The 26,251-nt window shown below is 67.1% G+C and carries 25 protein-coding genes; 16 read left to right on the top strand and 9 right to left on the bottom strand.

Annotated features, from left to right (window positions below; genetic code table 11):
- Positions 1-57: 57 nt before the first annotated feature.
- The 3 genes from boxC (at position 58) to boxA (ending at position 4,608) form a co-directional block, all read left to right on the top strand.
- Positions 58-1,716: a 2,3-epoxybenzoyl-CoA dihydrolase gene (gene boxC / locus FOB47_RS07950; RefSeq protein ID WP_174780523.1), complete on the top strand. Its 1,659-nt coding sequence runs from the start codon at positions 58-60 to the stop codon at positions 1,714-1,716.
- Between the two features lie 66 nt (positions 1,717-1,782).
- The gene (gene boxB, locus FOB47_RS07945; protein WP_053823595.1) at positions 1,783-3,210 is read left to right on the top strand and encodes a benzoyl-CoA 2,3-epoxidase subunit BoxB; all 1,428 of its coding nucleotides are present in this window, start codon (positions 1,783-1,785) and stop codon (positions 3,208-3,210) included.
- 108 nt (positions 3,211-3,318) lie between these two features.
- Positions 3,319-4,608, top strand: a complete 1,290-nt coding sequence (boxA, locus tag FOB47_RS07940) for a benzoyl-CoA 2,3-epoxidase subunit BoxA (protein ID WP_174780522.1) — start codon at positions 3,319-3,321, stop codon at positions 4,606-4,608.
- 87 nt (positions 4,609-4,695) lie between these two features.
- Here boxA and FOB47_RS07935 read toward each other — a convergent pair whose 3' ends face one another.
- The 4 genes from FOB47_RS07935 to FOB47_RS07920 all read right to left on the bottom strand — a co-directional run bounded on the left by FOB47_RS07935 (position 4,696) and on the right by FOB47_RS07920 (position 9,773).
- Positions 4,696-5,832, bottom strand: a complete 1,137-nt coding sequence (locus tag FOB47_RS07935) for a CaiB/BaiF CoA transferase family protein (protein ID WP_174780521.1) — start codon at positions 5,830-5,832, stop codon at positions 4,696-4,698.
- Between the two features lie 13 nt (positions 5,833-5,845).
- Positions 5,846-6,829, bottom strand: coding sequence for a tripartite tricarboxylate transporter substrate binding protein (locus tag FOB47_RS07930; protein ID WP_174780520.1), 984 nt, complete (start codon positions 6,827-6,829; stop codon positions 5,846-5,848).
- 104 nt (positions 6,830-6,933) lie between these two features.
- Positions 6,934-8,145 (bottom strand): acyl-CoA dehydrogenase family protein, encoded by a 1,212-nt coding sequence (locus tag FOB47_RS07925; RefSeq protein WP_174780519.1) that lies wholly within the window; start codon positions 8,143-8,145, stop codon positions 6,934-6,936.
- A 74-nt stretch (positions 8,146-8,219) separates the two neighbouring features.
- The gene (locus FOB47_RS07920) at positions 8,220-9,773 is read right to left on the bottom strand and encodes an AMP-binding protein (RefSeq protein ID WP_174780518.1); all 1,554 of its coding nucleotides are present in this window, start codon (positions 9,771-9,773) and stop codon (positions 8,220-8,222) included.
- 107 nt (positions 9,774-9,880) lie between these two features.
- Here FOB47_RS07920 and FOB47_RS07915 point away from each other — a divergent pair, with 107 nt between their 5' ends.
- The 3 genes from FOB47_RS07915 (at position 9,881) to FOB47_RS07905 (ending at position 12,055) form a co-directional block, all read left to right on the top strand.
- A complete protein-coding gene (locus tag FOB47_RS07915) occupies positions 9,881-10,771 on the top strand; it encodes a LysR family transcriptional regulator (protein ID WP_174780517.1) in 891 nt (296 codons plus the stop codon).
- Between the two features lie 96 nt (positions 10,772-10,867).
- Positions 10,868-11,464, top strand: a complete 597-nt coding sequence (locus FOB47_RS07910) for a LysE family translocator (RefSeq protein ID WP_174780516.1) — start codon at positions 10,868-10,870, stop codon at positions 11,462-11,464.
- Between the two features lie 162 nt (positions 11,465-11,626).
- Complete coding sequence (locus FOB47_RS07905) at positions 11,627-12,055, top strand: hypothetical protein (protein ID WP_174780515.1); 429 nt, start codon at positions 11,627-11,629, stop codon at positions 12,053-12,055.
- Here FOB47_RS07905 and FOB47_RS07900 read toward each other — a convergent pair.
- Positions 12,027-14,120 carry a TonB-dependent receptor gene (locus tag FOB47_RS07900; RefSeq protein ID WP_174780514.1) on the bottom strand — a complete coding sequence of 698 codons (2,094 nt, stop codon included), beginning with the start codon at positions 14,118-14,120 and terminating at the stop codon, positions 12,027-12,029. The genes FOB47_RS07905 and FOB47_RS07900 overlap by 29 nt on opposite strands.
- A gap of 242 nt (positions 14,121-14,362) precedes the next feature.
- On the opposite strand from FOB47_RS07900, the gene FOB47_RS07895 reads away from it, so the two are divergent.
- Entirely contained in the window at positions 14,363-15,070 is a 708-nt protein-coding gene (locus FOB47_RS07895) for a DUF2062 domain-containing protein (RefSeq protein ID WP_244959198.1), read from the top strand.
- 172 nt (positions 15,071-15,242) lie between these two features.
- On the top strand, positions 15,243-15,428 hold the full coding sequence (locus FOB47_RS07890) for a hypothetical protein (RefSeq protein ID WP_006575737.1): 186 nt from the start codon (positions 15,243-15,245) through the stop codon (positions 15,426-15,428).
- Between the two features lie 148 nt (positions 15,429-15,576).
- On the opposite strand, the gene FOB47_RS07885 is transcribed toward FOB47_RS07890, so the two are convergent.
- The 4 genes from FOB47_RS07885 to FOB47_RS07870 all read right to left on the bottom strand — a co-directional run bounded on the left by FOB47_RS07885 (position 15,577) and on the right by FOB47_RS07870 (position 18,312).
- Complete coding sequence (locus tag FOB47_RS07885) at positions 15,577-15,969, bottom strand: 2Fe-2S iron-sulfur cluster-binding protein (RefSeq protein ID WP_174780513.1); 393 nt, start codon at positions 15,967-15,969, stop codon at positions 15,577-15,579.
- A 47-nt stretch (positions 15,970-16,016) separates the two neighbouring features.
- The gene (locus FOB47_RS07880; RefSeq protein ID WP_053823603.1) at positions 16,017-16,310 is read right to left on the bottom strand and encodes a hypothetical protein; all 294 of its coding nucleotides are present in this window, start codon (positions 16,308-16,310) and stop codon (positions 16,017-16,019) included.
- 25 nt (positions 16,311-16,335) lie between these two features.
- A complete protein-coding gene (locus FOB47_RS07875; protein ID WP_064573999.1) occupies positions 16,336-16,689 on the bottom strand; it encodes a 2Fe-2S iron-sulfur cluster-binding protein in 354 nt (117 codons plus the stop codon).
- A 72-nt stretch (positions 16,690-16,761) separates the two neighbouring features.
- Positions 16,762-18,312 carry a hypothetical protein gene (locus FOB47_RS07870; protein ID WP_174780512.1) on the bottom strand — a complete coding sequence of 517 codons (1,551 nt, stop codon included), beginning with the start codon at positions 18,310-18,312 and terminating at the stop codon, positions 16,762-16,764.
- Between the two features lie 448 nt (positions 18,313-18,760).
- Between FOB47_RS07870 and FOB47_RS07865 the strand changes: the two genes are divergently transcribed.
- The 8 genes from FOB47_RS07865 (at position 18,761) to FOB47_RS07830 (ending at position 25,970) form a co-directional block, all read left to right on the top strand.
- Positions 18,761-19,459, top strand: coding sequence for a sulfite exporter TauE/SafE family protein (locus tag FOB47_RS07865; protein WP_053824565.1), 699 nt, complete (start codon positions 18,761-18,763; stop codon positions 19,457-19,459).
- 88 nt (positions 19,460-19,547) lie between these two features.
- Complete coding sequence (locus FOB47_RS07860) at positions 19,548-20,468, top strand: ornithine cyclodeaminase family protein (protein WP_174780511.1); 921 nt, start codon at positions 19,548-19,550, stop codon at positions 20,466-20,468.
- 255 nt (positions 20,469-20,723) lie between these two features.
- A complete protein-coding gene (locus tag FOB47_RS07855) occupies positions 20,724-21,455 on the top strand; it encodes an iron-containing redox enzyme family protein (RefSeq protein ID WP_174780510.1) in 732 nt (243 codons plus the stop codon).
- Between the two features lie 80 nt (positions 21,456-21,535).
- Positions 21,536-22,981, top strand: coding sequence for an aldehyde dehydrogenase family protein (locus FOB47_RS07850; RefSeq protein WP_174780948.1), 1,446 nt, complete (start codon positions 21,536-21,538; stop codon positions 22,979-22,981).
- A gap of 58 nt (positions 22,982-23,039) precedes the next feature.
- Positions 23,040-23,519 (top strand): GlcG/HbpS family heme-binding protein, encoded by a 480-nt coding sequence (locus FOB47_RS07845; RefSeq protein ID WP_006575728.1) that lies wholly within the window; start codon positions 23,040-23,042, stop codon positions 23,517-23,519.
- 76 nt (positions 23,520-23,595) lie between these two features.
- Positions 23,596-24,597, top strand: coding sequence for a 2Fe-2S iron-sulfur cluster-binding protein (locus FOB47_RS07840; protein WP_174780509.1), 1,002 nt, complete (start codon positions 23,596-23,598; stop codon positions 24,595-24,597).
- A gap of 165 nt (positions 24,598-24,762) precedes the next feature.
- Positions 24,763-25,467, top strand: a complete 705-nt coding sequence (locus FOB47_RS07835) for a GntR family transcriptional regulator (RefSeq protein ID WP_023264630.1) — start codon at positions 24,763-24,765, stop codon at positions 25,465-25,467.
- 311 nt (positions 25,468-25,778) lie between these two features.
- Complete coding sequence (locus tag FOB47_RS07830; protein WP_053823609.1) at positions 25,779-25,970, top strand: hypothetical protein; 192 nt, start codon at positions 25,779-25,781, stop codon at positions 25,968-25,970.
- Positions 25,971-26,251: the final 281 nt, after the last annotated feature.

Below are 26,251 nucleotides of genomic sequence, written 5' to 3'. Positions count from 1 at the left end.
CGAGGCGCGCAGGCTGAACAGACAGCGATGTCAGCACAGAGAACAGGAGACAATGCCGTGACCCAGGTCCCCCGCGTCGACTACCAGACCGACCCTTCCCAATACAAGCACCTGAAGCTGCGGTTCGACGGACCCGTCGCCACGCTGGTGCTCGACATCGACGAGAACGCCGGCCTGCGTCCCGGCTACAAGCTCAAGCTGAACAGCTATGACCTCGGCGTCGACATCGAGCTGAATGACGCGCTGAACCGTATCCGCTTCGAACATCCCGAAGTGCGCAGCGTGGTGGTCACCAGCGGCAAGGAGAAGGTGTTCTGCTCCGGCGCCAATATCTTCATGCTCGGCGTCAGCAGCCACGCGTGGAAGGTCAACTTCTGCAAGTTCACCAACGAGACGCGCAACGGCATCGAGGATTCGTCGAAGCACAGCGGCCTGAAATTCCTCGCCGCGGTCAACGGCGCCTGCGCCGGCGGCGGCTACGAGCTGGCGCTGGCCTGCGACGAGATCCTGCTGGTCGACGACCGCTCGTCGGCCGTCAGCCTGCCCGAAGTGCCGCTGCTCGGCGTGCTGCCCGGCACGGGGGGCCTGACCCGCGTCACCGACAAGCGCCATGTGCGCCACGACCTGGCCGATATCTTCTGCACCACGACCGAAGGCGTGCGCGGCCAGCGCGCCAAGGACTGGCGCCTGGTCGACGACATCGCCAAGCCCGCGGTGTTCGCGCAGAAGGTGCAGGAGCGCGCGCTGGCGCTGGCCGCGCAGAGCGATCGCCCCGCCGACGCGCAGGGCATCGCGCTGACGCCGCTGGAGCGCACCGTCGAAGCCGACGCGCTGCGCTACGGCTACGTCGACGTGCAGATCGACCGCGCCGCCCGCACCGCGACGTTCACGATCCACGCGCCGCGCGGCCCGCAGCCGGAGACGCCGGCCGCGATCGCCGAGGCCGGCGCGGCCTGGTATCCGCTGCAGCTGGCGCGCGAGCTTGAGGACGCGATCCTGTCGATGCGCACCAACGAGCTGGAAATCGGTACCTGGCTGATTAAGACCGCCGGCGATGCCGACGCGGTGCTGCGGATGGACGCCACGCTGCTGGCGCACCGCGACCACTGGCTGGTGCGCGAGACCATCGGGCTGCTGCGCCGCACGTTCAGCCGGCTCGATGTGTCATCGCGCAGCCTGTTCGCGCTGGTCGACGAAGGCACCTGCTTCGCCGGCTCGCTGCTGGAACTGGCGCTGGCCTGCGATCGCATCTACCACCTGGCGCTGCCTGACGATGAGGCGCGCGCGCCAAAGATTACCGTCGGCGAAACCAACTTCGGCCTCTATCCGATGGCCACCGGCCAGAGCCGTCTGGGCCGCCGCTTCTACGACGAAGCGCCGGCGCTGGAAGCGGTGCGCGCCAAGGCCGGCCAGCCGCTCGATGCGGACGCGGCCTTCGCGCTGGGCCTGGCGACCGCGAACCCGGACGATATCGACTGGGCCGACGAGCTGCGCATCGCGATCGAGGAACGCGTGGCGATGTCGCCCGACGCGCTGACCGGCATGGAGGCGAACCTGCGCTTCAACGGCCAGGAGACCATGTTCACGCGCATCTTCGGGCGGCTGACCGCCTGGCAGAACTGGATCTTCCAACGGCCCAATGCCGTCGGCGACAAGGGCGCGCTGAAGGTCTACGGCAAGGGCGACAAGGCGGCATTCGACTGGAACCGCGTCTGACCGCGGGCCGGCGACGAACGACACAACCACACAGCGACACAGCGACATATCACCGGGAGACCAACGATGTCCGGTATCAACTACAGCGACAAGATCCCCAACAACGTCAACCTCAGCGAGGACCGCACGCTGCAGCGCGCGCTGGAGCAGTGGCAGCCGAACTACCTGAGCTGGTGGAACGACATGGGCCCGGACGGCTCGCAGAACTTCGACGTCTACCTGCGCACCGCGATCAGCGTGGACCCGCAGGGCTGGGCGCAGTTCGGCTACGTCAAGATGCCGGACTATCGCTGGGGCATCTTCCTGAACCCGGCGGAGCAGGGCCGCAAGATTCATTTCGGCGATCACAAGGGTGAGGACGCCTGGCAGGACGTGCCGGGCGAATACCGCGCCAACCTGCGGCGGATCATCGTGACGCAGGGCGATACCGAGCCGGCCTCGGTCGAGCAGCAGCGCCATCTGGGCCTGACCGCGCCGAGCATGTACGACCTGCGCAACCTGTTCCAGGTCAATGTCGAGGAAGGCCGCCACCTGTGGGCGATGGTCTATCTGCTGCACAAGTACTTCGGCCGCGACGGCCGCGAGGAAGGCGAGGCGCTGCTCGAGCGCCGCAGCGGCGAGCAGGACAACCCACGGATCCTGCAGGCGTTCAACGAGCGCACGCCGGACTGGCTGTCGTTCTTCATGTTCACCTACTTCACCGACCGCGACGGCAAGTTCCAGCTGTGCGCGCTGGCCGAGAGCGCGTTCGATCCGCTGGCCCGCACCACCAGGTTCATGCTGACCGAGGAAGCGCACCACATGTTCGTCGGCGAATCGGGCGTGTCGCGCGTGATCCAGCGCACCTGCCAGGTGATGAACGAGCTGAAGACCGACGATCCGGCCAAGCTGCGCGCCGCCGGCGTGATCGACCTGCCGACGATCCAGCGCTACCTGAACTTCCACTACAGCGTGACCATCGACCTGTTCGGCGCCGACGAGTCCAGCAATGCCGCGACGTTCTACAGTACCGGTCTGAAGGGCCGTTTCGAGGAAGGCAAGCGCAACGACGACCATCTGCTCAAGGACAGCACCTATCGCGTGCTGCAGGCCTCGGGCGGTCAGCTGGTCGAGAAGGAAGTGCCGATGCTGAACGCGCTGAACGAGGTGCTGCGCGACGACTACATCAAGGACAGCGTGGCCGGTGTCGAGCGCTGGAACCGCGTGATCGACAAGGCAGGCATTCCGTTCCGGCTCAAGGTTCCGCACAAGGCCTTCCACCGCAATATCGGCGCGCTGGCCGGCGTCAAGGTGTCGCCGGACGGCCGCGTGATTTCGGACGCCGAATGGCAGGCCAATGTCGGCCAGTGGCTGCCGACAGAAGACGACCGCGCCTTCGTCGCCAGCCTGATGGGCCGCGTGGTGGAACCTGGCAAGTTCGCCAACTGGATCGCGCCGCCGGCAATGGGCGTCAACCGCCAGCCGGTGGATTTCGAATACGTGCGGTTCAACTGAGCGACGGCGAGAGCAACGGCAATATCGGCGCAACAGCGCCAGCAACAACGACAGCGACCGCGCGTGACCGAACGCAGCGCCGAGCCGCGGCAGCATCTGGAGACGGCCATGGATATGGCAGACATGCATATCATCAAGCAGCATCTGATCGACCCCGAGATCTGCATTCGCTGCAATACCTGCGAGATGACCTGCCCGGTCGGCGCGATCACGCACGATTCGCGCAACTACGTGGTCGACGCCGGCAAGTGCAATCTGTGCATGGCCTGCGTGTCGCCGTGCCCGACCGGCTCGATCGACAACTGGCGCATGGTGCCGCGCTCGCGGCCCTATTCGCTGGACGAGCAGCTTGGCTGGGACACGCTTCCCGACGAACTGAGCAGCGAGCAGCTGGCCGCCAGCGGCGTGGGCGCCGAGGCGATCGCCGAGGCGCAGGCGCTGGAGGCGGTGGAGGAGCCGGTCGATCCGGCCCTCGCTCAGATCGCGCCGTTCAACAGCGCGCAATACGGCGCCACGCTGCCGCCATGGTCGGCCGCGCATTGCTACACCAATCTGTACGGACCGAAGTCGGCGATCAAGTCGGTCACGGCCACCGTGGTCGGCAATGTGCGCGTGACCGAGGTCGGGCGCGACTACGACACCCATCACCTGGTACTGGACTTCGGCGCGATGCCGTTCCCGGTGCTGGAGGGCCAGTCGATCGGCATCGTCCCGCCGGGCGTCGACGAGCAGGGCCGCCCGCATCATGCGCGGCAGTACTCGGTGGCAAGCCCGCGCAATGGCGAGCGGCCGGGCTACAACAACCTGTCGCTGACGATCAAGCGCGTGCTCGAGGACCATCAGGGCAATCCGGTGCGCGGCGTGGCCTCGAACTATCTGTGCGACCTGCAGGTCGGCGATACGGTCGACGTGATCGGCCCGTTCGGCAACAGCTTCCTGATGCCGAACCATCCACGCTCGAACATCGTGATGATCTGCACCGGCACCGGCAGCGCGCCGATGCGGGCGATGACCGAATGGCGCCGCCGGCTGCGCAAGTCGGGCAAGTTCGACGGTGGCAAGCTGATGCTGTTCTTCGGCGCGCGCACGCAGGAGGAATTGCCGTACTTCGGTCCGTTGCAGAACCTGCCGAAGGACTTCATCGATATCAATCTGGCGTTCTCGCGCACGCCGGGCCAGCCCAAGCGCTATGTGCAGGACCTGATGCGCGAACGCGCCGCCGACCTGGCGGCGCTGCTGGCCGATCCCGACAGCTACTTCTATGTCTGCGGGCTGAAGAGCATGGAGGAGGGCGTGGTGCTGGCGCTGCGCGATATTTCCGAGCAGGCCGGTCTGGACTGGGAGGCGGTGGCCGCTTCGCTGAAGCGCGAAGGGCGGCTGCATCTGGAGACGTACTGAGCTTGCGTATTGCCCTGACCGGGGCTTCGGAGGTTCACAAGGCCGGCCGCCGCGCAAACGCGGCGCCGGCCTTGTTCTTGTCGTCGTTCAGTCGGTCCAGCTGGGGCGATGCTCGCCCAACGCCGGCACGTGATCATCGCCATCGGGCAGGCCGAGAGAGAAGCGCACCGGGAAGCGGACCGCGATGCGATCCTGATCCGGATCCGACACCGGGCGCACCGTGCCGCGCGCCTGCACGTGCGGGTCTTGCAGCAGTTCTTCGGCATTGAGCACCGCCGAGATCGGCAGATCGACGCCGGCCAGCAGGTCGAGCCATTGCGCCAGCGTGCGGCTGACGAAGATCTGCGCCAGCAGCGCGTTGACCTCGACCTTGTGGCGCTGGCGACCGGCCCGCTCGGCGAAGCGCGGGTCCTTCAGCGAGGGGAATTTGTCGCCCAAGGCGTCGCACAGGTTCAGCCAGAACTTGTTCTCCAGAATGCCGAGCGCCAGATGGCGGCCGTCGCGCGTCTCGAACAGGTCGTTCTCCGGCATCACCGTCGGCGAGCGCAGCGGGGTGTCGGCATGCTGGCGCGCGGCCCAGGCGCCGTGGGCGGTCCACGACAGCATCGCATCGTGGATCGAGACATCGAGATGCTGGCCGCGCCCGTGCTGGCGCGCGCTGAGAATGGCGACGGTCAGCGCCAGCGCCGCGTAGCTGGACGCGGCGTAGTCCGACACCCGCACGCGCGGCCGCGCGACCTTGTCGCGCACCTGTACCGGGGCGGCCCAGTAGCCGGCCAGCGCCAGATAGTTCAGGTCGTGTCCGGCATGGTCGGCATAGGGACCGGTCTGGCCGAAACCCGAGATCGAGCACAGCACGATGGCCGGATTGACCTTGGCCAGTTCGGCGTAGTCCAGGCCGAGCCGCCGCATCACGCCGGGACGAAAGCCCTCGACGACCGCATCCGCATCGCGCACGAGCTCGAGGAAGGCCGCGCGTCCGTCGGCATGCTGCAGGTCGAGCGCGACCGAACGCTTGCCGCGATTGAACTGCGCGAACACCGAGGCGCTCAACGTGCGCGAGGTGTCGCCGACGCTGGGGCGCTCGACCTTGATCACCTCGGCGCCCAGCTGCTGCAACTGCAGCGTCGCGTGCGGGCCCGGCAGCAGCTGGCTCAGATCGATGATCCGGACGTCCTTGAGGCAGGACCAGTCGGGCTTGGTGGACGGCTTGCTCGATCTCATGGCCGGCGCCCGCTCAGCCGATATCGGCCGTCATGCCGATATCGCGCATCAGCGACGCATAGCGCTTGGTCTCGGCGGAGACCATCTCGCGGAACTGCGCGGGCGACGCGCTGCGGCGCAGCTCGCCCGCGCTGGCCTCGAGCAGCGCGTCGAGCTTGCCGCTGGCCTGGACCTCGTTGATCGCGGTGAACAGGCGCTGGGTCAGCGCCGGCGGCAGGTTGGCCGGCGCGAACAGGCCGCTCCAGTTGTCGAGCACGAAGCCGGGCGGCAGCGCCTCGGCCAGCGTCGGCACATCGGGGAAGTAGCGCGAGCGCTCGGCCGTGGTCACCGCGAGGGCGCGGACCTGGCCGTTGCGCAGGTACGAGGTCGCGGTGCTGAGCACCGGCATGCCGAACTGCGTCTGCCCGGTCAGCATCGCCGTCAGGATCTCGGGCGCGCCCTTGTACGGCACGTGGACCGCTTCGGTGCCGGTCTGGTGCAGCATCGATTCGACGGCCAGATGGGCGATGCTGCCCTTGCCGCCGGAGCCGTAGTTCAGCTTGCCCGGGGCGCGCTTCATCGCGGCGATCAGTTCGGCGGCAGTGCGGTACGGCGAATTGGACGGCACCACCAGCGCGGTCGGGCCGCCCGACAGCGGCGCGATGCAGGTGAAGTCGCGCGCCGGGTCGTACGGCATCTGCTTGTACATATGGATGTTGATCACGTGCGTGTTGGCCAGCACGCCGAGCGTGTAGCCGTCCGCCGCGGCGCGCTTGAGCGCGCGGCCGCCGATGATGCCGCCCGCGCCGGGCATGTTCTCCACCACCAGCGGCTGGCCGAGCTTCGGTGCCAGCTCGGCCGACAGCGCACGCGCCATGTTGTCTGGCGAGGTGCCGGCGAGGAAAGGCACGATCAGCCGGATCGGCCGGTTCGGATAATCGTTGGCCGCATACGCGCGCGGCAGGATGCCGCCCAGTGCCGCGGCGCCCGCGGCGGCCAGCCATGTTCTGCGATGCATTTGCTGTCTCCTGTACTGATGGCGCAGTCTGGGGCTGCGTCGATCGTTGCCTGGTTGGGGCTCGTGGTGGGATGGCAACCGCCACCCAACAAACCCTGCGCTACCTATCGAGCCTTCTCGGCCGCACGCCCTTTCCCCGCCTGCTCCATCAGCGGCTCCAGAATCGCCCGCGCAATGGTATTGCGCTGGATCTCGCTGGTGCCCGTGAAGATGCGGAACATGCGCAGCTTGCGGAACGTCTGCTCGACCGGGTGGCCGCGCGTGACGCCCACATTGCCGTGGATCTGCACCGCCTTGTCGGCGATCTCGAAGCAGCGTTCGGACACGAACAGCTTGCAGGCCGCCGCCTTCATCCGCAGATCGGCGCCGCTGTCGGCGAGCGCGGCGGTCTGCGCGATCATCGCTTCGCATGCCCACAGCGCCGCCGCCATATCGGCGAGCATATGCTGGATCGCCTGGAACCGCGCGATCGGGCCGCCGAACTGCCGGCGCTTGCCCGCGTACTCGACCGAAGCGCGATACACGCTGGTGGCCAGACCCAGCATGCTCGGGCAATGCAGCAGCCGGTTGACGTTGATGCGGGACATGCTGAGCTTGAAGCCATTGCCTTCGCCGCCGAGGATATTGCTGCGCGGCACCCGCACATCGACCATGCGGATATCGGCGTCGATATGCTGGCCCGACATCGGCGTGTATTCGGTATCGACGGTGACGCCCGGCAGGTCGAGGTCGACCAGCACCGCGCTGATCGAAGGCGGCGTGGTGGTGGCGTCCGTCACGCACAGCACGATCGCGAAATCGGCGAACGGCGCGCCGCTGATGTAGTGCTTGTGGCCGTTGATGACCAGCTCGTCACCGTCGGCGACCGCGGTCGTCGAGATGCTCATCGCGTCCGACCCCGAATGCGGCTCGGTCATCGCGAAGCAGGTCGAGCGCTCGCCGCGGATCACCGGGCCGAAATAGCGCTCGATCTGCTCCGGCGTGGCGTACTTGAGCATATTGCCGACGCGCGGCGGACCGCCGAGGTCGCCCAGCACATGGGGCGCCAGCGAGCAGCCGCTGGCGGCGATGTCGGCCTTCAGCGCGCACTGCTCGGCGATATTCAGGCCCTTGCCGCCCAGTTCGACCGGCAGGCAGGCGGCGTACAGACCCAGCTCGCTGGAGCGGCGCCATACGCGGCGCAGCACCTCCTTCGGCCACGGGTCTTCCGACCCCAGGCCGAGCTCGCGCTCCATCGGGCGCAGTTCCTCGTCGATGAAGCGCCGGATGGCGGCCCGCGTCTCGACCAGCACGGGATTGGTCAGGTATTCGAACATGGTGTCGTTCCTTGGTGTCGTAGGCGGTGGGTCGCGTGTCGGCTCGGGTTTCAACTCAGGTGTCAGTTCAAGCGTCAGTTCACGCGCCGTTCCTGACCCTGCCAATAGCGCTCCCGCACCAGCTTGCGGGCGAGCTTGCCGCTGGCGTTCTTTGGCAGCTCGCTGACGAAGTCGATCGAGCGCGGCGTCTTGTAATCGGCGATGCGCGCGCGGCAATGCGCGATCAGGTCGGCCGCGCTTAGTTCGCGCCCCGGCCACAGCGTGACCACGGCCTTGACGCTCTCGCCCCAGGTCGCATCGGGCACGCTGATCACGCAGGCTTCCATCACGTCGGGATGCTGGTACAGCGTCGCTTCGACCTCGGTCGGGTAGACGTTGAAGCCGCCGGAAATAATCATGTCCTTCTTGCGGTCGACCAGGTAGATGAAGCCTTCCTCGTCGACGCGGGCCAGGTCGCCGGTATGCAGCCAGCCGTCGATCAGCACCTCGCGGGTCAGCTCGGGCTCGCCCCAGTAGCCCTGGAACACGTCCTCGCCGCGGATCACCAGTTCGCCGATCTCGTCGCCGCTGACTTCCTCGCCGCGCTCGTTGACCACGCGCACCTCGGTCTCGCCCATCGCGCGGCCGCACGAGGCCAGGCGCTCGGGGCGGTTGGCCAGCGCATCGGCATGATCGGCGGTGGACAGGCGCGTGACGCCGGAGGTCGATTCACTGGCGCCATAGCCCTGCGACAGGATCGGGCCGATGCGCTCCCACGCCTCGCGAATGCGGGCGGGGGCCATCGGCGCGGCGCCATAGGCCAGCGTCTTCAGGCTGGACAGGTCGGCAGTGGCCAGCGACGGCTCGGCCAGCACCATATTGATCATCGCCGGCACCATGAACACATGGGTGATGCGCAGGCGCGCGATCTCGGCGAGGAAATGCGCCGGCTCGAACTTGTCGAACAGCACCAGCGTCGCGCCGCAATACAGATAGGGCTGCATCAGCATGCCCGATGCGTGCGTGACCGGGCCGATCAAGGCCAGCCGGTCGCCGGAACGGGCAGGGCGGTCCATGCCCAGCACGATCTTGCGCAGCGACGCGATGCGATTGCCGTAGCTCTGCATCGCGGCCTTGATCTTGCCGGTCGAACCGGACGAGAAGTGCAGCACGGCGAGGTCGGACGCCTGCGGCGCGTAGTCGGGCGCCTCGGTGCCGCCGCGGCTGACCACATCCTCGTAGTCCAGATAGCCCGGCGCGGGCTCGCCGATCGCGATAAAGGTCTCGACCGAGCCGAAGCCGGCCGTCTGCGGGTTGTAGCCGGTGTAGCCCCGGCCCGCGATCATCACGCGCGGCCCGCAGTTCTCTACCACCTGGGTCGCCTCGGCGGCGGTAAAGCGCGGATTGAGCGCCGCCTTGACCAGCCCTGCCTTGAACAGCGCGCATTCGATCTCGACCAGCTCGGTGCAATTGCGCGACTGCACCGCGACGCGGTCGCCCTTGATCAGGCCCAGTCCCAGCAGCGCATTGGCCAGCCGGGTCGAGCGCTCGTCCAGCTGGCGATAGCTGAGCGCGCGGTCGCGATACAGCACCGCGGGGCGGTCGCCCCAATAGCGCGCGGCACGCCGCAGGAAATAGGCGAAGGTCATCGATGTCTCCTTGATCTGCTTTGGCGGCAGTTTGGAAGACGCGGGACATCACTACAATGCTGCATTGGAAATAAAGCCATAACCGACGGGAATGCGAGGGAAGCGGCATGGAGACACGCGATCTGGAGTACGTGCTGGAGGTGGCCGCCCATGGCGGCATCGGCCGGGCCGCCGAGGCGCTCGGCATGAGCCAGCCGGCACTGACCAAGGCGGTGCAGCGGGTGGAGGGCCAGATCGGCCTGCCGCTGTTCGAGCGCACCGCGCTGGGAATGCGGCCGACCCAGGCCGGCGCTGCCTTTATCGATCGCGCCCGGCGCATCCGGCTCGAATACGAGGATGCGCTGGCCGAGATGCGCGGCATCCGTACCGGCGAGCAGGGCGTGCTGCGGCTTGGTTATTCGCCGTCGATTCCGAATCCGATCGTGCTGGACTCGTGCCGCCAACTGATGCAGGAGCGGCCCGTGGCACGGCTGCGGCTGAGCCGCCGGATGGCGCGCGACCTGATGGATCCGCTGCTGGCGGGTGAACTGGATCTGGCCATCGCCCCAGTGCCGCGCCAGCGGACCGACGAGTTTGTCGTCCATGATCTGTTCGACGACACGCTGGCGGTGGTCGCCGACGAGTCGCACCCGCTGCACGGCAAGCGCGGCCTGCGACTGGCCGACCTGATCGATCAGGAATGGCTGCTGCCTGGCGCGCATATCCTGCTGCGCCTACAGCTCGAGGCCGCCTTTGCGCAACGCGGCCTGCCGCCGCCGAATCTGCGCGTCGAATCGGATTTCGGCAGCGCGTCGCTGTTCTATCTGATGCGTGGCACGCGCATGCTGAGCATTGCGGGGGCGCAGATGGCGCGGCCGCTGGCCGGGTTTCGTGCGTTACGGCTCAGCAGCGAAGAACTGGACCTGCGCCGGCGGGTGGGCGTGATTGCGCGCGCCGGTGCCTATTTGTCGCCGCTGGCACAGAGGATGGTGGCGATTCTGCAGGAAAGAGCGAAATAGAGGCGCGCCGCGCCGCCGCTATACTGGGCCCCGATTCAGCGACCACGAACCGACCACGCACCCACCACGCAGCCACCACGCGCGGAAGACAGCACCATGAATATCTGGCTATTCCTGATTCCCTTCGCCATTGCGGCCGCGTTGCCGGGGCCCGCGCAGGGCGCCCTGTTTGCGAGGGTCATCAGCCGGGGCGCCGCGTCCGCCTCGACATTCATCGTCGGCATGGTGGCCGGCAATGCGGTCTGGCTTCTCGCAGCCATCTTCGGCCTGTCGGCGCTGGCGGTCCGATTTGCCACCGTGTTCGTGGCGATCAAATGGCTCGGCGTAATGTTCCTGCTCTATATGGCCTGGCGCCTGTGGCGGTCGGACGGCAATCGCATGGCACAACAGCCTGAGCGATCCGGCAGCGGTTTCATCGCCGGCGCATTCCTCACGCTGGGCAATCCGAAGGCCATGGTGTTTTTCGGCGCGGTATTGCCGCAGGCGTTCGATATGACCGCATTGTCCGCCGGACAGATCGCGCTGATCCTGGCGCTCGGCGTCGCGGTCGATTTCTCGGTGCAATTGTTCTATCTGATGCTGGCGCGGCAGGCTCGCAGCTTCATCTCTTCGCCAAAACGCGTACGCATTGCCGATCGCACCGCGGCCGCCATGATGGCCGGCTGCGCTGGCGCGATTGCGGTCAAAAGCTGACCCGACTGCGGCACCGCCTGTTTATTGGCGGAGCAAAAATACAACGGACACAGTGATTTAAAAAGATTTCATATCGGCAAGCCGGTTGTTGTTGTATTTGTATTGGCCAAAATACGTTGCATAAATACAAGGTCGGCGCGAGCCAGCGCCAATGCCGATACGATGAAATTCTCTGTCTTTCTGCTCGGAGCCGGGACCATCGCCGTGATGCTGATGGGCGCGGCACAGGTAAAAGGCACGCTGACGAACGCGCCGATCGCCGCGCTCGCACCGGGCTTTCACGCCGACGGCGATCATTTTGGCGGCAGGCCCTGCGCCGAGCCGTGCGCCGAGTTGTTCCAGGGTTATGCGTGGGCGCTGATGCACGACGTGCGTCACGCCCGCTCCTGTGAGGCGATAGAGCCGGCCTTTCGGGCCGGCTGCATGCAGTACGTCGACGATCTGAACATGCGGCGCAGCGCGCGGGCGGTTGCGCAGCGGCAATCTGTCCAGCCTGAGGTCCCGACGACGGGCGGATCCGCGAAACCGATCGGACCCACGCCGACGCTGGTTCTGCCCGTGTCTACATCCGGTACCGCAACGTCGCCATGACGCTGCGTGGCGCGCCCGGCAGGTTCAGGTTCGCGTTGGAACCGTGCGCCGAGACGATATAGCCCTTGTCGAACAGGTTGTACAGGTTCAGCTGCAGCTCGACCGGGCCGCGCCGGTACCACGCCATCATGTCGGCGGTCACATAGCCGGGCAGCGTCACCGTGTTCTGCGGATCGGCCATGCGGGCACCGACCAGGTTCAGCCCGCCGCCGATGCCGAAGCCGTGGCCCAGCTCCTTGGTGACCCAGAAATTGCCGCTGTGCCGCGGCGTCAGCGTGGCGCGCTTGCCCTCCAGCGCGCTGCTCGAGCGGGTCACGCGCGCATCGAGATAGGCGTAGCCGGCCAATACCTTCCAGCCCTGGCCCAGATCGCCGGCGAACGTCAGTTCCGCGCCGTCGGTGCGCTGTTCGCCGATCGGCATCAGCGCGGTATTGGTGGCGTTGGCGACCTTGATATTGGTGCGTTCCAGCCGGAATACCGACACCGTGGTGCTGGCGCGCCCGTCGAAGAAATCGTATTTGGCGCCGATTTCGGTATTGCTGGTCTTTTCCGGTTCCAGTTCGGCGTTATTGGCCGCCAGCGAGAAGGTCTCGCCCGACGGCTGGAATGAGCGGCTCCACGACAGGTAATACGACTGCGTTTTCGACGGCTGCCACACCAGCCCGGCGCGCGGGCTCCACGCGTTGTCGGTACGCACCAGGCCGCGCTGGTTCGGGCGGCGATCGACGGTCTCCTGCTCGAAGCGGTCGTAGCGCACGCCGACCAGCGCCTTCCACTGTTCGCTCAGCGTGATCATGTCCTGGGTGTACAGGCCCAGGGTCTTGAAGGTGCCGCGGTTGGTGGTGCCCGGCGTGCCGCCGATCAGCCGGGGCAGCGTGGGCAGCACCGGATGGAACAGGTCGACGGTGGCGACGTTGTTGCGCGAGTAGTTGACCAGGTCCTTGTTCTGTTGGCCGAGCTCCATGCCGTACAGCAGCTCATGCTTCATGCCGAACAGCGTGGCCTTCTGCGTCAGGTCGGTCTGGTTGAACCACCCATGCTCTTCGCGATAGACGTTGGAGCGGTTCAGCGACACCGTACGCTGCGCCGCGTTGACGGTGCCCGGCAGCGTGTTGTTGCGGTCCAGCGAGTAGTGGTAATAGCGCGTCGCGTTGCGGATCGACCATTGGTCGTTGAAGCGATGCGTCAGCGTGGCGGTGCCCGAGTACACGCGCGACTGGCTGTAGTCGGCGTCGCGCGCATTGGCCGCGCCGTAGTAGGTGGACGCCGGCACCTCGACCGGGCGGCCGTTGAAGGCGGGAATGCCGAAGTCGGTCACGCGGCGGTCTTCCAGGTAGTCGGCCTGCAGCAGCAGCTTGGTGTCCGGCGCGACCTTCAGGTCCAGCGACGGGGCGATCGCGGTGCGGTCCAGAAACTGCTGCGAGCGGTAGCTGTTGGCCCGCTCCACCGCGCCCGTGATGCGAAACGCCGCCGCGCCATCGCCGAACACCCGGCCGACGTCGACCTCGCCGCGCCGGTCCGCCCATGAACCGTAGCTCAGGCTCAGGTCGGTGATGTCCAGGCCGGGCTTCTTGGTGACCCGGTTGATCAGACCGCCCGACGAGCCGCGGCCATACAGCACGGCGGCCGGTCCCTTGATCACCTCGATCCGCTCGACGTTGGACAGGTCGCGGAAATACAGCGCGTCGTCGCGGATGCCGTCGACGAACTGATCGGCAATTGCCGTGAAGCCGCGGATCGTCACCTGGTCGCGCTGTCCATCCCCATGCGAGAAGCCCACCCCCGGCACATTCTTCAGCGTGTCCTGGATCGAGGTCGCGTGCTGGTCGCGCATGACTTCGGCCGTCACCACGTTCACGGTCTGCGGCACGTCGCGCAGCGGAACATCCATCTTGGTGGCGGTGACGGTATCCGGCGGGTTGTAGCCCTCGCCCAGCTCCCGGCTTGCGCTGGCCTTGACCTTCACTTCGGGCAGCGTTTCAGTGGCCTGGGCTCGGACGGCGGCAGGGGAAAGAACGGACGCCGCCAGCAGGGCAGCGGTAATCGGGTGACGCTTGGCTCGCATTTTGTAATGAACTGTAATATTTTTAAGGGAATGCGAATTATTATCATTACAAGATATGCGGTCAACTGCCTAATCACCCGTTCGTGGGGTGCGGCCAACGGTGCAAAGCATGCAAAGTGCTGATTTCACCGCGTACTGCGGCCGGTACCACGCTGCGTGGCCATGGAGAATTCGCGACTGGCAGCGTCCGCCAGGGCCGCGCGGGCGTATGCTTGCACGGTAGTCAGCCGTCCCCGTTACCAATGCCTCCGCTTCGTTTCCGCCGTCCGTCGTCCCCCTCCCGTAACCCGCACAGTTCCTCGCCGTTCCGCCATTTCCGCCGGTTCCTTCCCGATCCCGAACGGCTGCAACAGCACCGGTGGCTGCGCTGGATGGGGCCGATCCTGCAGCACCCCCGCCTATGGCATGTCAGCCGCCGCGGCATCGCGCTCGGCGTCGCGCTGGGCCTGTTCTTCGGCCTGCTGCTGCCGATTGCGCAAATCCCGATGAGCGGCGCGGTGGCGGTCGCCTTGCGAGCCAACGTACCGGCCGCGGTGGCCAGCACCTTCGTCAGCAACCCGCTGACCTTCGGGCCGATCTACTACGCCGCGTGGCGGCTTGGCAGCGCGGTGCTCGGAGAAGGCGGTCCGCCACCGGCGCCGGAAGCGCTGGCGGCAGTTGCCGAACCGGGCCCGATGGTCAATCTCGTTCCGGGAGGCGGCGGCCCGGCGGCGGCGCCCGCCGAGGTGGAGAAGGAGAGCTGGTGGACGGAAACCCGCCGCCGCTTGCTGGGCGTCGGCAAACCGCTGTTGCTGGGGCTGGCGCTGATGGCGAGCGTGACCAGCGTGGTCTTCTATTTCGGCGTGTCCTGGGTCTGGGCGCTGCGCACCCGGCTGGTTCGGCGCCGGCGTGTCAGGGCGGCGCGAGGGGAAGGGAAGCCCGCGGGCGGACAGCCTCCCGCCAAGCGTTGAACGAAGCACGCGGCCGATGGAGCGGGTGGCGTTTGCGCCAAGTGATGTCTGCGATTTTGCTGTAGATGTTGCTTTCCGGCATACGCATTTCTACCTAATGTTGCAATGCGTCAATCCTTTGCCTACAATTCGGGAAAACCCCATAAGGGTTATCCCTGAAAGGAAGGACGCCATGAACACCCAATCCGATATCAAGCTGACCGATCAACTCGAACGTGACCTGATCGAGCGTGAACTCGACGCGCCGCGCCTGGGCTTTGCCTACGACGTCAAGCGCGCCATCGCCGCCGTGCAAGGCGTGCTGGCCCGCCTGCAGTCGGACGCCCGCAAGGCCAAGATCGTCTTCGCGAACGGCTAAGCAGCCGGCTCGACCCCTGCATCGCGATAGTCCCCCGCTGTCGCGTCGCGGCAAGCGATAGGGTCAGCCAACAAGAAACCGGCCCGGCATCGGCCTCGCAGCAATGCGCTGCGGGACCGATGCCGGGCCGGTTTTTTTGTCGGGCCGATCAGCGTGCGCTGCCTTCCGATTCCTTCGGGGTTTCCTCCGAACCGCCGGAGGCGGCCGCGTCGGCGCGTGCAGGGGCCGGGGCGGGGCGGCTGACCGCCGCGGTGGGGCGCGGCTGCCACGACACGCTGATGTCGCCGTTGACGAAGGTCTGGCAGGCGAGCCGGTGGCCGCTCGCCAGTTCCTGCTCGGTCAGCAGTTTTCTCTCCTTGGCCTTGACCTCGTCGGTGTGTTCGAGGCCGCTGTCGATGTGGCACTTGCAGGTCCCGCAAAGGCCGCCGCCGCACTTGAACGGAATGCCGCCCTGTTCGCGCAGCGAGACGCGCAGCAGGTTGCTGTTGGGCGGGGCGGTGGCGGTCTTGCCGTTGTTGCTGACAAAGGTGATCTGGATCATGGCGATGCGCTGCTATCAGGCGTGTTCAGGATTCGAATGGCGGCGATTCATATGGCGACCAGCGTCAGTTCCATGCTGCCGAACGAGGCGAGCCGGCGCAGTTCCTCGCGCGCCGCTTCGACGGTGGCGTACTTGTCGAGGAACTTGGTCGGGACGTGGTTGACGATGCCGGGCGGCGTTTCCTCGACCACGCGAACCTTGGCCTCGTGCTCGAGCCGGGCGATGACGAAGCGCACGGTGGGTTTGCCGTAGAAGCGGTACTCGTAGCGTTCCACCGGCGTGATGCCGTCGACCGGCTCGGTGCGGAACTGGCCGGGGCGGCTGGTCAGGATCACGTACATGGCGTGCGGCTCACGATGCAGGCCATCAGGCCTTGATGCCGGCCGGTACGCGGCCCGCGGCGCCGGCGGCTTCCTCGGCCGGCGACAGTTCGTCCTGCGCCAGCTCGATGTCGTGTTCGATCCAGAGCTGGCAGATCAGCCGGTAGCCCTGCTCGAGCCGCTCGCCCAACTGCTTTTTCTCCTTCCAGTTCGGCGGCGGCAGGTGCTCGGCGCCGGCGAGCACGCGGCAGGCGCATTTCGAGCACTTGCCCATGCCGCACTCGTAGCGCAGGTTCGGATAGGGAAACTGCCGGATCCCGGCGCGCACGACCAGATTGGTACGAGGTGCGACCTCGTCGCTGTGAACCTGGCCGTGCCGGTGAAGAAGAACCTTGGGCATGATGTCGTCCTGCTTGTTGCTGTCTACTTGGCTATCTATCTGCGGGTGGCAGGCGAGGGCGGCGGCGGCCCCTCAGGACCACAGCAGCATCGCGGCCACGGTCGAACACGCCAGCCCAATCACCACCGGGATCAGCAGCGCGCGCACCGCGTCGAGCACCGGCACCCGGGCGAAGCCGGCCACCGCGATCAGCGAGGACCAGGCGATCAGCGTGCCGCCACCGGTCCAGACCGCGCCCATCTGGCCGACCGCCGCCAGCGTGGCCGGATCGAAGCCCACCACCGGGCCCAGTGCGCCGGCCAGCGTGCCGGTCAGCGGCAGGCCGGCGAAGCCGGAGCCGTCGATGCCGGTGATCATGCCGACCAGCAGCACGCCGAACGCGACCAGCATGTGGTTGTCGGGAATCAGGTGCTGATACGACTGGATCAGTTCGAACAGCAGGCTGGGCGCCTTGCCCGGCGGCAGGCCGAGAATGTGGGCGGCGGTCTCGCCGGCGCCGACAAAGAAGAAGCCGGCGATCGGCAGCACCGAACCCATCGCCTTGAAGGCGAACACGAAACCGTCGGTGATGTGCTCGGGGCAGACATCGAGCATCCGGCGCGGGCCTTCGGCGGCCAGCGTCGCCAGCATCATCAGCACCGCGGCCACACCGCCGACCAGGGCCGCGGCCTCGCCGCCCTTCAGGTCCTGCACGCCGGTGCCCAGCTTGGGCAGCACCATCACGGTGACCACGGCGAGGAAGGCGATCGGCGTCACGATGGCGAAGCACTTGGACCATTTGATCCGCTTGCGCTCGACCATCGACAGGCTGGCCTCGATATTCGACTCGGTGGCCAGCGGCTCCTCATGCGCGGTGGCGCGGGCGATCTCCGCCTTGTCGAAGGTGCCGCCGCCGCCGCCGTCGTCACCTAGGCCGAGCGCGGCCCCGCTGGCGCGCTGTTGCCAGCGGTCCAGCAACGTGCCGCTGGCCGGGACGATGTGCTTGCGCATCGACAAGTAGGCCAGGCACAGCGCGATGGCGCCGGTGATGATCGACAGGGTCAGCGCGCGGTCTGCGACCACGGCCGCGCTGACCGCGGCGCCGGCCGCCTTGGCGCTGATGCCCGGGGCGACGCCGATCACATAGTCCGACGACAGCGCCATGCCCTGGCCGGCGATCGCGATCGCCATCGCGCCCGCCAGCGGCGGCAGTCCGGCCGCGATCGCCGCCGGCAGCAGGATCGCGGAGACCAGCGGCACCGCGGGCGTGGGCCAGAAGAACAGCGAAATCACGTAGGTCACGCCGGCCAGGATGAAGAAGGCGCTGTGGCCGTTCTTCATCACCACGCGAAATGGCTCGACCATGCGGATATCCGAGCGCAGCGTCTTCAGCGCGTTGAGCAGCGCAGTCATGAAGGCGATGACCAGGAAGATATTGAACAACTCCTTGGCGGCCACCAGGCTGGCCGAGAACACGCCCGCCAACGCGGATACCGGGCTGCCGGTCAGCGCGAACACGACCAGCGCGGTCCCCACGATGGAGGGCACGACGACATTGGCGCGCAGGATCATCGTCAGCACGATGACCGCGACCCCCATGAGATATATCCAGTGCGCGGCACCGATCACGACTTCGTGTTGCATGAAAGCTCCGTGGGGCGAGAGGGTGGTTCGTGAAGCTCGACCGTCCTTCGGGTGGGGGTCTGAACGGTATACTATATTCCGTACGCCTGCGCCGACAAGCGAAATCGTATACGGATATACGCTGATACCGGAGTGGGGTAGGTCGCCGGAAAGGCGCACCAGCGCTGGGATTGATGTCCTTCAACCAGCACCGTTGCGGTGCGCGCGGTGACGGGCGACTTGCGTTCTGGTGAATCTGGTATGTAGACTGTATACCAATTCCGGCGGCTAGGGTATTTGACCACGGCCATTGCCCGTCTGTGAGCCGGGCCGCATCGAGCGGTCCGCGCTCTTCCAATCCCTCTTCCTCATGACCACCACGCTGCCCGCGCTGATTGCCAGTCTGTTGCCGACGCTGTCGCCGGCGACGTCCTTGCTGCCCGCCGTGCCGCTGTCCGAATACGGGTGGATGGGCGCGACGATCTTCGTCGGTGCCTGCCTGCAGGGCGTGGGCGGCATCGGCTTCGCGATGCTGGCTGCACCGCTGGCCGCGATGTTCTTTCCGCAGCTGGTGCCGGGGCCGCTGTTGGCGATGGGTGGCTGTCTGTCGCTGCTGGCGGCGCTGCGCGAGCGCGAGGCGATCGCCTGGCGTTTGACCGGAACCGCGTTGCTGGGCCGCACGCTCGGCGGCCTGATCGGCGTGCTGGCCATTGCGTGGCTGCGGCCGCAGTGGCTGGCGGTGGTGTTTTCGTTGTCGATCCTGCTGGCGGTGGCGCTCAGCGCGCTTGGCTGGCGTGTGCGGCCCTCCGCTGGAAACCTGGCGATCGCCGGCACCGCGTCCGGCTTCATGGCGACGCTGACGTCGGCGGGCGCGCCGCCGTTCGCCATCGTGATGCAGCACATGAGTCCGGCGGCGATGCGCGCAACGGTTGGCTGCATTCTCGGTGGCGGCGCGGTGTTGTCGCTGGCGATGCTGGCCGGTGCGGGGCGCTTCGGTATTGCGGACCTGACGCTGAGCGCGCTGCTGGCGCCGTTCCTGCTCGCCGGGTTTGCGGTGTCGAGCCGGCTCAAGGCGCGTGTGTCGGCGGTGGCCGTGCGCCGGCTGCTGCTGGCCTTGTGCGCGGCGGGCGCGATCGCCGTGCTGGTCCGGGTGGTGCTGCAGGGCTGAGCCCCCCGGCGCGCTACCTCGAACTCGCCCCAACTTCGACTTCGACTTCGACTTCGACTTCAATCACCCACCCAACGCAGGAGACCCGATGCAGCACATCACAGACGAAATGGTCGACCGCCACGTGGCGCCCGAAGACGTGCAACGCATCATGCTCGAAGCGTTCCGCAGCTTCGGCCAGGGCAAAGCCGCCATGCAGCAGCGCATCCGCACCGAGGCGGGCGGCGTCAAGCTGTCGACACTGGGCGCGGTGCTACCGGAGCAGGGCGTGGCCGGCGCCAAGGTCTACACGACCATCGAGGGGCAGTTTTCCTTCGTGATCCTGCTGTTCTCGACCGAGGATGGGCGGCCGCTGGCGTCGTTCGATGCGGGCGCGATCACGCGGCTGCGCACCGCGGCCTGCACGGTGGTCGCGGCCCGCCATCTGGCGCGGCCCAATGCCTGTACGCTGGCGCTGTTCGGCGCCGGCACGCAGGGCGCCGCGCACGCGAGGCAGTTGAGCGCCGCGTTGCCGCTGGAGCGCATCCTGCTGTGCGATCCGTATGCGCCGGCCGATCTGCCGGAGCGGCTGAGCCAGAGCTGCGGCATTCCGGTGCTCGTGACGGAGAACGAGGCTGCGGTGCGGGAGGCCGACATCGTCGTCACAGCCTCGCGCTCGACCACGCCGCTGTTTTCCGGGGAGGCGATCAAGCCCGGGGCATTCGTGGCGGCGATCGGTTCCAGCCTGCCACATACGCGCGAACTCGACGACGTGGCCCTGTCGCGCGCGTCGGCCGTGGTCGTTGAATGGAAGCCGCAGTCGACGCGCGAAGCCGGCGACATCGTGATGGCGGGGCAGGGCGTGCTGCCCGAATCGAAGCTGGTCGAACTGGCCGACGTCGTGCTGGAGCGCGCGCGGCCGCGGCGCAGCGATGACGACATCGTCATCTACAAGTCCGTTGGCGTCGGCCTGGAGGATGTGGCACTGGCCGGACTGGCGTGGCAGCGGGTGCAGGCGGCTGCGCGATAAGTCGTTAAGCCACTGGGTCCCCGCCTGCGCGGGGACGACACCGCAAGCAGTTTCGTTGCCCGCGCGCAGGCGGGGAGCCCGCGGCTTGCTTCGCGGCCCAACACAAGCGACTCGCTGGAAACCCAAGGTAAACCCCGATGAATAAAGCCGCTCAAGCCCTTGTTCGTCTCGCTTGAATGTATATAGTATACAAACATCGGACGAACGACCGTCCGACCCAACCATTCCGAACCGTCAGCCAACAAGGAGCCCCACATGGCCGAACTGATGAACCGAGAAGAATTCCGCGCCGCGCTGGAAGAAGCGATCAAGGGCAAAAGCGCCAACCAGGCGCCGTTCAGCAAGGCCTGGGCCACCGGCAAGCTGAGCCGCGCGCATCTGGCACGCTGGGCCGAGAACCACTATCACTATGTCGGGCCGTTCGCCGATTACCTGGGCTACATCTACGCCCGGATGCCGGATCGGTATACCGAGGCCAAGGACTTCCTGCTGGCCAATATGTACGAAGAGGAAATCGGCGGCGATCGCCACACCGATCTGCTGATCCGCTTCGCCGAGGCCTGCGGCACCACCCGCGAGCGCGTGATCGATCCGGACAATATGTCGCCCACCACGCGGGGCCTGCAGGCCTGGTGCTATTCGGTGGCGATGCGCGAGGACCCGATCGTCGCGGTGGCTGGCCTGGTGGTTGGGCTGGAGTCGCAGGTGCCGTCGATCTACCGCAAGCAGACGCCGACGCTGCGCGAGAAGTACCAGTTCACCGACGAGGAGGTCGAGTTCTTCGACCTGCATATCGTCTCGGACGAAATCCACGGCGAACGCGGCTACCAGATCGTGCTCGAGCACGCGAATACGCCCGAGCTGCAGCAGCGCTGCCTGAAGATCTGCGAGATCGGCGCGCAGATGCGGCTGCTCTATACGACCGCGCTGTACTACGACTATGTCGCCCACGAGCTGCCGTTGCCGGAACTGGAACTGGCTGCGTAAAGCGCGACGCCAGAGCCGTGCCCCGCGGCGCCTGCCGGCGCCGCGCTCCTTCCCCTGACTGCCTGATGAGCGCCGCACAGATGGAACCGTTCTACAACTACATCGATGGCGAATGGACCGCGTGCCAGTCCGGCCGAACCTTCGACAACATCAATCCCGCCGATACGAACGACGTGGTGGGCCGCTTCCAGGCATCCGCCGCCGAAGACGGACAGGCCGCGGTGGCGGCCGCCTCCGCCGCCTTCGAGGGCTGGAAGAACACGCCGATCGGACGCCGCGCGGCCATCCTGAACCGCGCCGCGCAGCAGCTCGAAGCCAATGCCGACAGCATCGCGCGCGAACTGACGCGCGAAGAGGGCAAGGCGTTGAGCCTGGCGCGCGACGAGGTCCTGCGCTCGGCGCAGACGCTGCGCTTCTATGCCGTCGAAGGCCAGACCTTCACCGGCGAATCGTTCCCCAACGACGACGGCGACATGCTGGTCTACACGCAGCGCGAGCCGCTGGGCGTGGCGACGGTGATCTCGCCGTGGAATTTCCCGATCTCGATCCCCGCGCGCAAGATCGCGCCGGCGCTGATCACCGGCAATACCGTGGTGTTCAAGCCGTCGTCCGATGCGCCGCTGAGCGGCTATCGCTTGGCCGAGGCGCTGATCGACGCGGGCCTGCCCAAGGGCGTGCTGAACTTCATCACCGGCAGCGCCGCCGACGTGGGAGCCGCGATCACGCAAGCCCCGGCCGTGCGTGCGATCTCGTTCACCGGCTCGACCCGCGCCGGCGAGCAGATCCATCGCTCGGTGCCGCTGACCACGCGCACGCAGATGGAGCTGGGCGGCAAGAATCCGCTGCTGGTGATGGAGGACGCCGACCTGGACCAGGCCGTCGAACTGACGATCAAGGGCGGCTTCTCGCTCAGCGGCCAGGCCTGCACCGGCACCAGCCGCGTGCTGGTCGCCGAGTCCGTGCGCGAGACCTATACCGAGAAGCTGCTGGCCCGCGTCAAGACACTGAAGATCGGCAGCGGCCTGACGCCCGGCATGGACCTCGGTCCGCTGGCCACGCGCAACCAGCTCGACAACGTGCTGCGCTACATCGACATCGGCAAGTCCGAGGCGACGCTGCTGTGCGGCGGCGAGCGGCTCGGCGGTCCGGAGTACGACAACGGCTTCTACGTGTCGCCCGCCGTCTTCACCGATGTCACGCAGGACATGCGCATCGCGAGAGAGGAGATCTTCGGGCCGGTGATCGCGATCATCGCGTTCAGCGACTACGCCGACGCGATCGCCAAGGCCAACGACAGCGAGTACGGCCTGGCCGCGGCGATCGTCACACGCAATCCGCGCTACATGCATCGCTTCGCCGCCGACATCGAGGCCGGCACCGTCAAGATCAACCGCACCACCACCGGCAATCTGGTCAACGCGCCGTTCGGCGGGCTCAAGCGCTCCAGCACCTCGACCTTCCGCGAGTCCGGCCGCACCGGCCTCGAGTTCTATACCCAGATCAAGACCGTCTACCGCGGCCTGTAAGCAATACGCATCGCAGTATCGCAGCATCGCTACACCGCATCGACCAGGAGAACATCGCATGAAACAAGCCATCAAGCTCGAACTGCGCGAAGCGCGCCATATGGTGGCCGCGGCCATCGCCAAGTCCGAGGAGATCGGCGTGCTCGAATCCATCTGCGTGGTGGATGAGGGCGGCTATCCGCTGGTGCTGGAGCGGATGGACGGCGCCCGTATCACCGGGCCCCAGATCGCCTGGAACAAGGCCTTTACCGCGGCGGGCCACAAGCGCTCGACCCATCTGTTCACGACGCCGCCGAACGGGCCCGCGCTGCCCGGCAACGAAGCCTTCGGCATCCAGTGGAGCTTCGAGGGCAAGTTCGCCGCCTTCGTCGGCGGCTTTCCGATCGTCGTCAACGAACAGGTGATCGGCGGCATCGGCCTGAGCGGTGGCAACGGCGAGCAGGACACGCAGGCGGGCCTCGCTGCCTTGCAGGCGTTGCAGGAACTGCTGGCACCGCAGGACCTGAAGGTGGTGGTGCAGGCCGATATCAAGCGCTGAACCGAGCGCTGACCCAAGCGCTGCACGAAGCGCTGAACCCCCGCCGCATCTTTCAACCGGCCATTCGGAACGCATCATGTCTCACCGCATCCAGATCCTCGAAACGCAGCAGGCCTTTTTTGTCGAGCGCGGCGAAACGCTGCTGCAGGCCGCACTCAAGGCCGGTATCGCGCTGCCGCACGATTGCCAGCTGGGCGGCTGCGGCACCTGCCGGATGAAGCTGGTCGAAGGCGAAGTCCGCTACGAGGAGGAGCCGATGGGGCTGGCGCCCGACGAGGCGGCGGCGGGCTATGCGCTGGCCTGCCAGGCGCAGCCGGTTGGGGATCTGGTGATCAGCACCGCGCGCGAGGACGAAGCCTGCGCCGAGCCGATGCGGCATCGCGCGCGCATCGAGCAGGTTCTTCCGCTGACGCCGACCGTGCTGCAGGTCCGGCTGCAGGTGCCGGATCTCGACGCGGCGCTGGATTATCGACCGGGTCAGTACCTCAAGCTGATCGCGGCAGAGGGGCAGGCGCGCAGTTTCTCGATGGCGTCGGTGCCGCTGGGCGGCAGCATCGAACTGCATGTGCGCCGCATTCCGGGCGGCGCGGTGACCGACCGCATCCTGCCGGGCCTGGCGCCGGGCGATGCGGTCGAAGTCGAGCTGCCGCACGGCAACTTCTTCTATCGCGCGCGCGACTATCGTCCGTTGCTGATGGTCGCGACCGGCACCGGCATCGCGCCGATCAAGGCGATTCTCGAATCGCTGATGGACGATCCCGACTGCCCGCCGGTATCGCTGTACTGGGGCATGCGGGAGGAGGGCGATCTGTATCTGCACCAGCAGATCGAGGGCTGGGCCGAGCGCCTGTACGACTTCCGCTATGTGCCGGTGCTGTCGCGCGGCGGCGTCGGCTGGCGGGGCCGCCGCGGTTATGTGCACCACGCCGCGGTCGACGATCTCGGCGACCTGTCCGAGCACGCGATCTACCTGTGCGGCTCGCCGGACATGATCCGCGACGCGCGGCAGGCCTTCCTCGATCGCGGCGCCAGCACCGAACATATCTACGCCGACAGTTTCACGTTCCAGCGGGACTGAGGCCCGGCGGCCGTGGAGGGGCGGCGACCGCGCCGCTTCGTTCGGTAGCTGGTATACAATGACGCCAGCCTTTGGCGCGGGCTCGCACCGACCCGGTGCCTCGCCGCAGCGCCTGGGTCCCCGCCAATTCGCGCGCTGTCCAATCCGATCGCCTCGCCATCCGCCATGTCCCTCCGCCCGTCCGTTTCCGCCGCGCCCGATCAGGAAGTCGTGAGCCTGGGCGCCAGCCATTCGCCGCTGTTCGCGCTGGTCACCGACAAGCTGCGTGAGCGCATCCTGAAGGGCGACTACGAGCCGGGCGAACGCCTGGTCGAGAACAAGCTGTCGGCGGAACTGGGTGTGTCGCGCATCCCGGTGCGCGAGGCGCTGCGCGCGCTGGCCAGCGAAGGACTGGTGCTGATCGAACCGCGCCGCGGCGCCTCGGTGGCCAAGCTGTCGCCCGATATCGTCCGCGAGATGGTCGAGGTGCGCGCCACGCTGGAGGGGCTGAACGCCAAGCTGGCCGCGCAGCGGCGCGATCCCGCGCTGATCGCGGAGCTCGAGGCGGTGTTGCAGCAGGGCATGGAAGCGGCGGCCCAGGGCAAGGCCGACGAACTGCTGACGCTGAACTCGCGCTTTCACGAGGTGCTCGGCAATATCGCCGCCAACAGCGTGCTGCAGGAAATGATGCGCTCGCTGCGTGAGCGTACCGCGGTGCTGTTCGGGCCGGCCAACACGGTGCGCGCCCGCCAGAACTGGGACGAACACGCGCAGATTCTGCAGGCGGTGATCGCCGGCGATGCCGATCTTGCGGCCCTGCTGGCCGCGCGGCATGTCTACAGCGCGGCCAAGGCGGCCGAACTGCCGGTCGGCGAGCAGCACGCCGCCTGACGGCTGTTGCTTGACGTATGTTGTCTGAGGGCTGTTGCGGCCTGACGCCTGTTGACTGACGCCGGCGGCAGGTCCTCCGGTCTCTCTGCCTTTTCTCTTTTCCCTTTCCCGATTCCTCTTTCGCGATTCCTCTGTCGCGATTCCTCTGTCGCGATTCCTCTGTCGCGATGCACCATGGGCGCGGTGCGCCTTGCCGCCGTGCCCCGGCATCGGCCGCGCGCACGGGTCCGGGGCGTCAGGCGCACCGTCATGGCGCAATGCACAAAAATTGTGTATACTGTCGACTGTTGTAAACGCAATAGAGAAAGACCATGACTTACCGCGACACCAATGCCCGGGCGTCGTATCTGAAGACCCCGATCGGCCAGCAACTGCTGCGCCACTACGCGGCCCGCGACGCGGTCCGTCATGCCACGCCGCTGATCCCGCTGCGAGCCGCCGATGTGCTGCGCTTTGTGCAGTGCCTGTTTGGCCGCGCTGGCTGCGGGCATCGCCCGGCATAACGGCCGACGTACTGGCAAAGCGCTGCTGACAGCGCTCGAACCGCCCCCCGGGGCGGTTTTTCTTTTCCTGCGTCCGAGTCCGGGCATTCGCACGCGACCATCCCATCTGCCGTCCCGGCCTGGTCTTGCCGTCCCCCCTTGAATGCGGCGCGCCGCATGGTGACGCACGTCGCGCTGGGCCGATTCTTGCGTCAAGCACGCGCGCCGCCGCCGCGTGCCAGGGGTGCGCGATTGGAGGCCGCTGGTGCGAGGGTTTCCGCCAATGCCAGGGAGCCTTGGTC

This window comes from Cupriavidus gilardii, from assembly GCF_013347325.1.
Classification (GTDB): Bacteria; Pseudomonadota; Gammaproteobacteria; order Burkholderiales; family Burkholderiaceae; genus Cupriavidus; species Cupriavidus gilardii.
The sequence above is the reverse complement of the archived record's forward strand: the minus strand, read 5'-3'. Positions and strand labels throughout refer to the sequence as shown.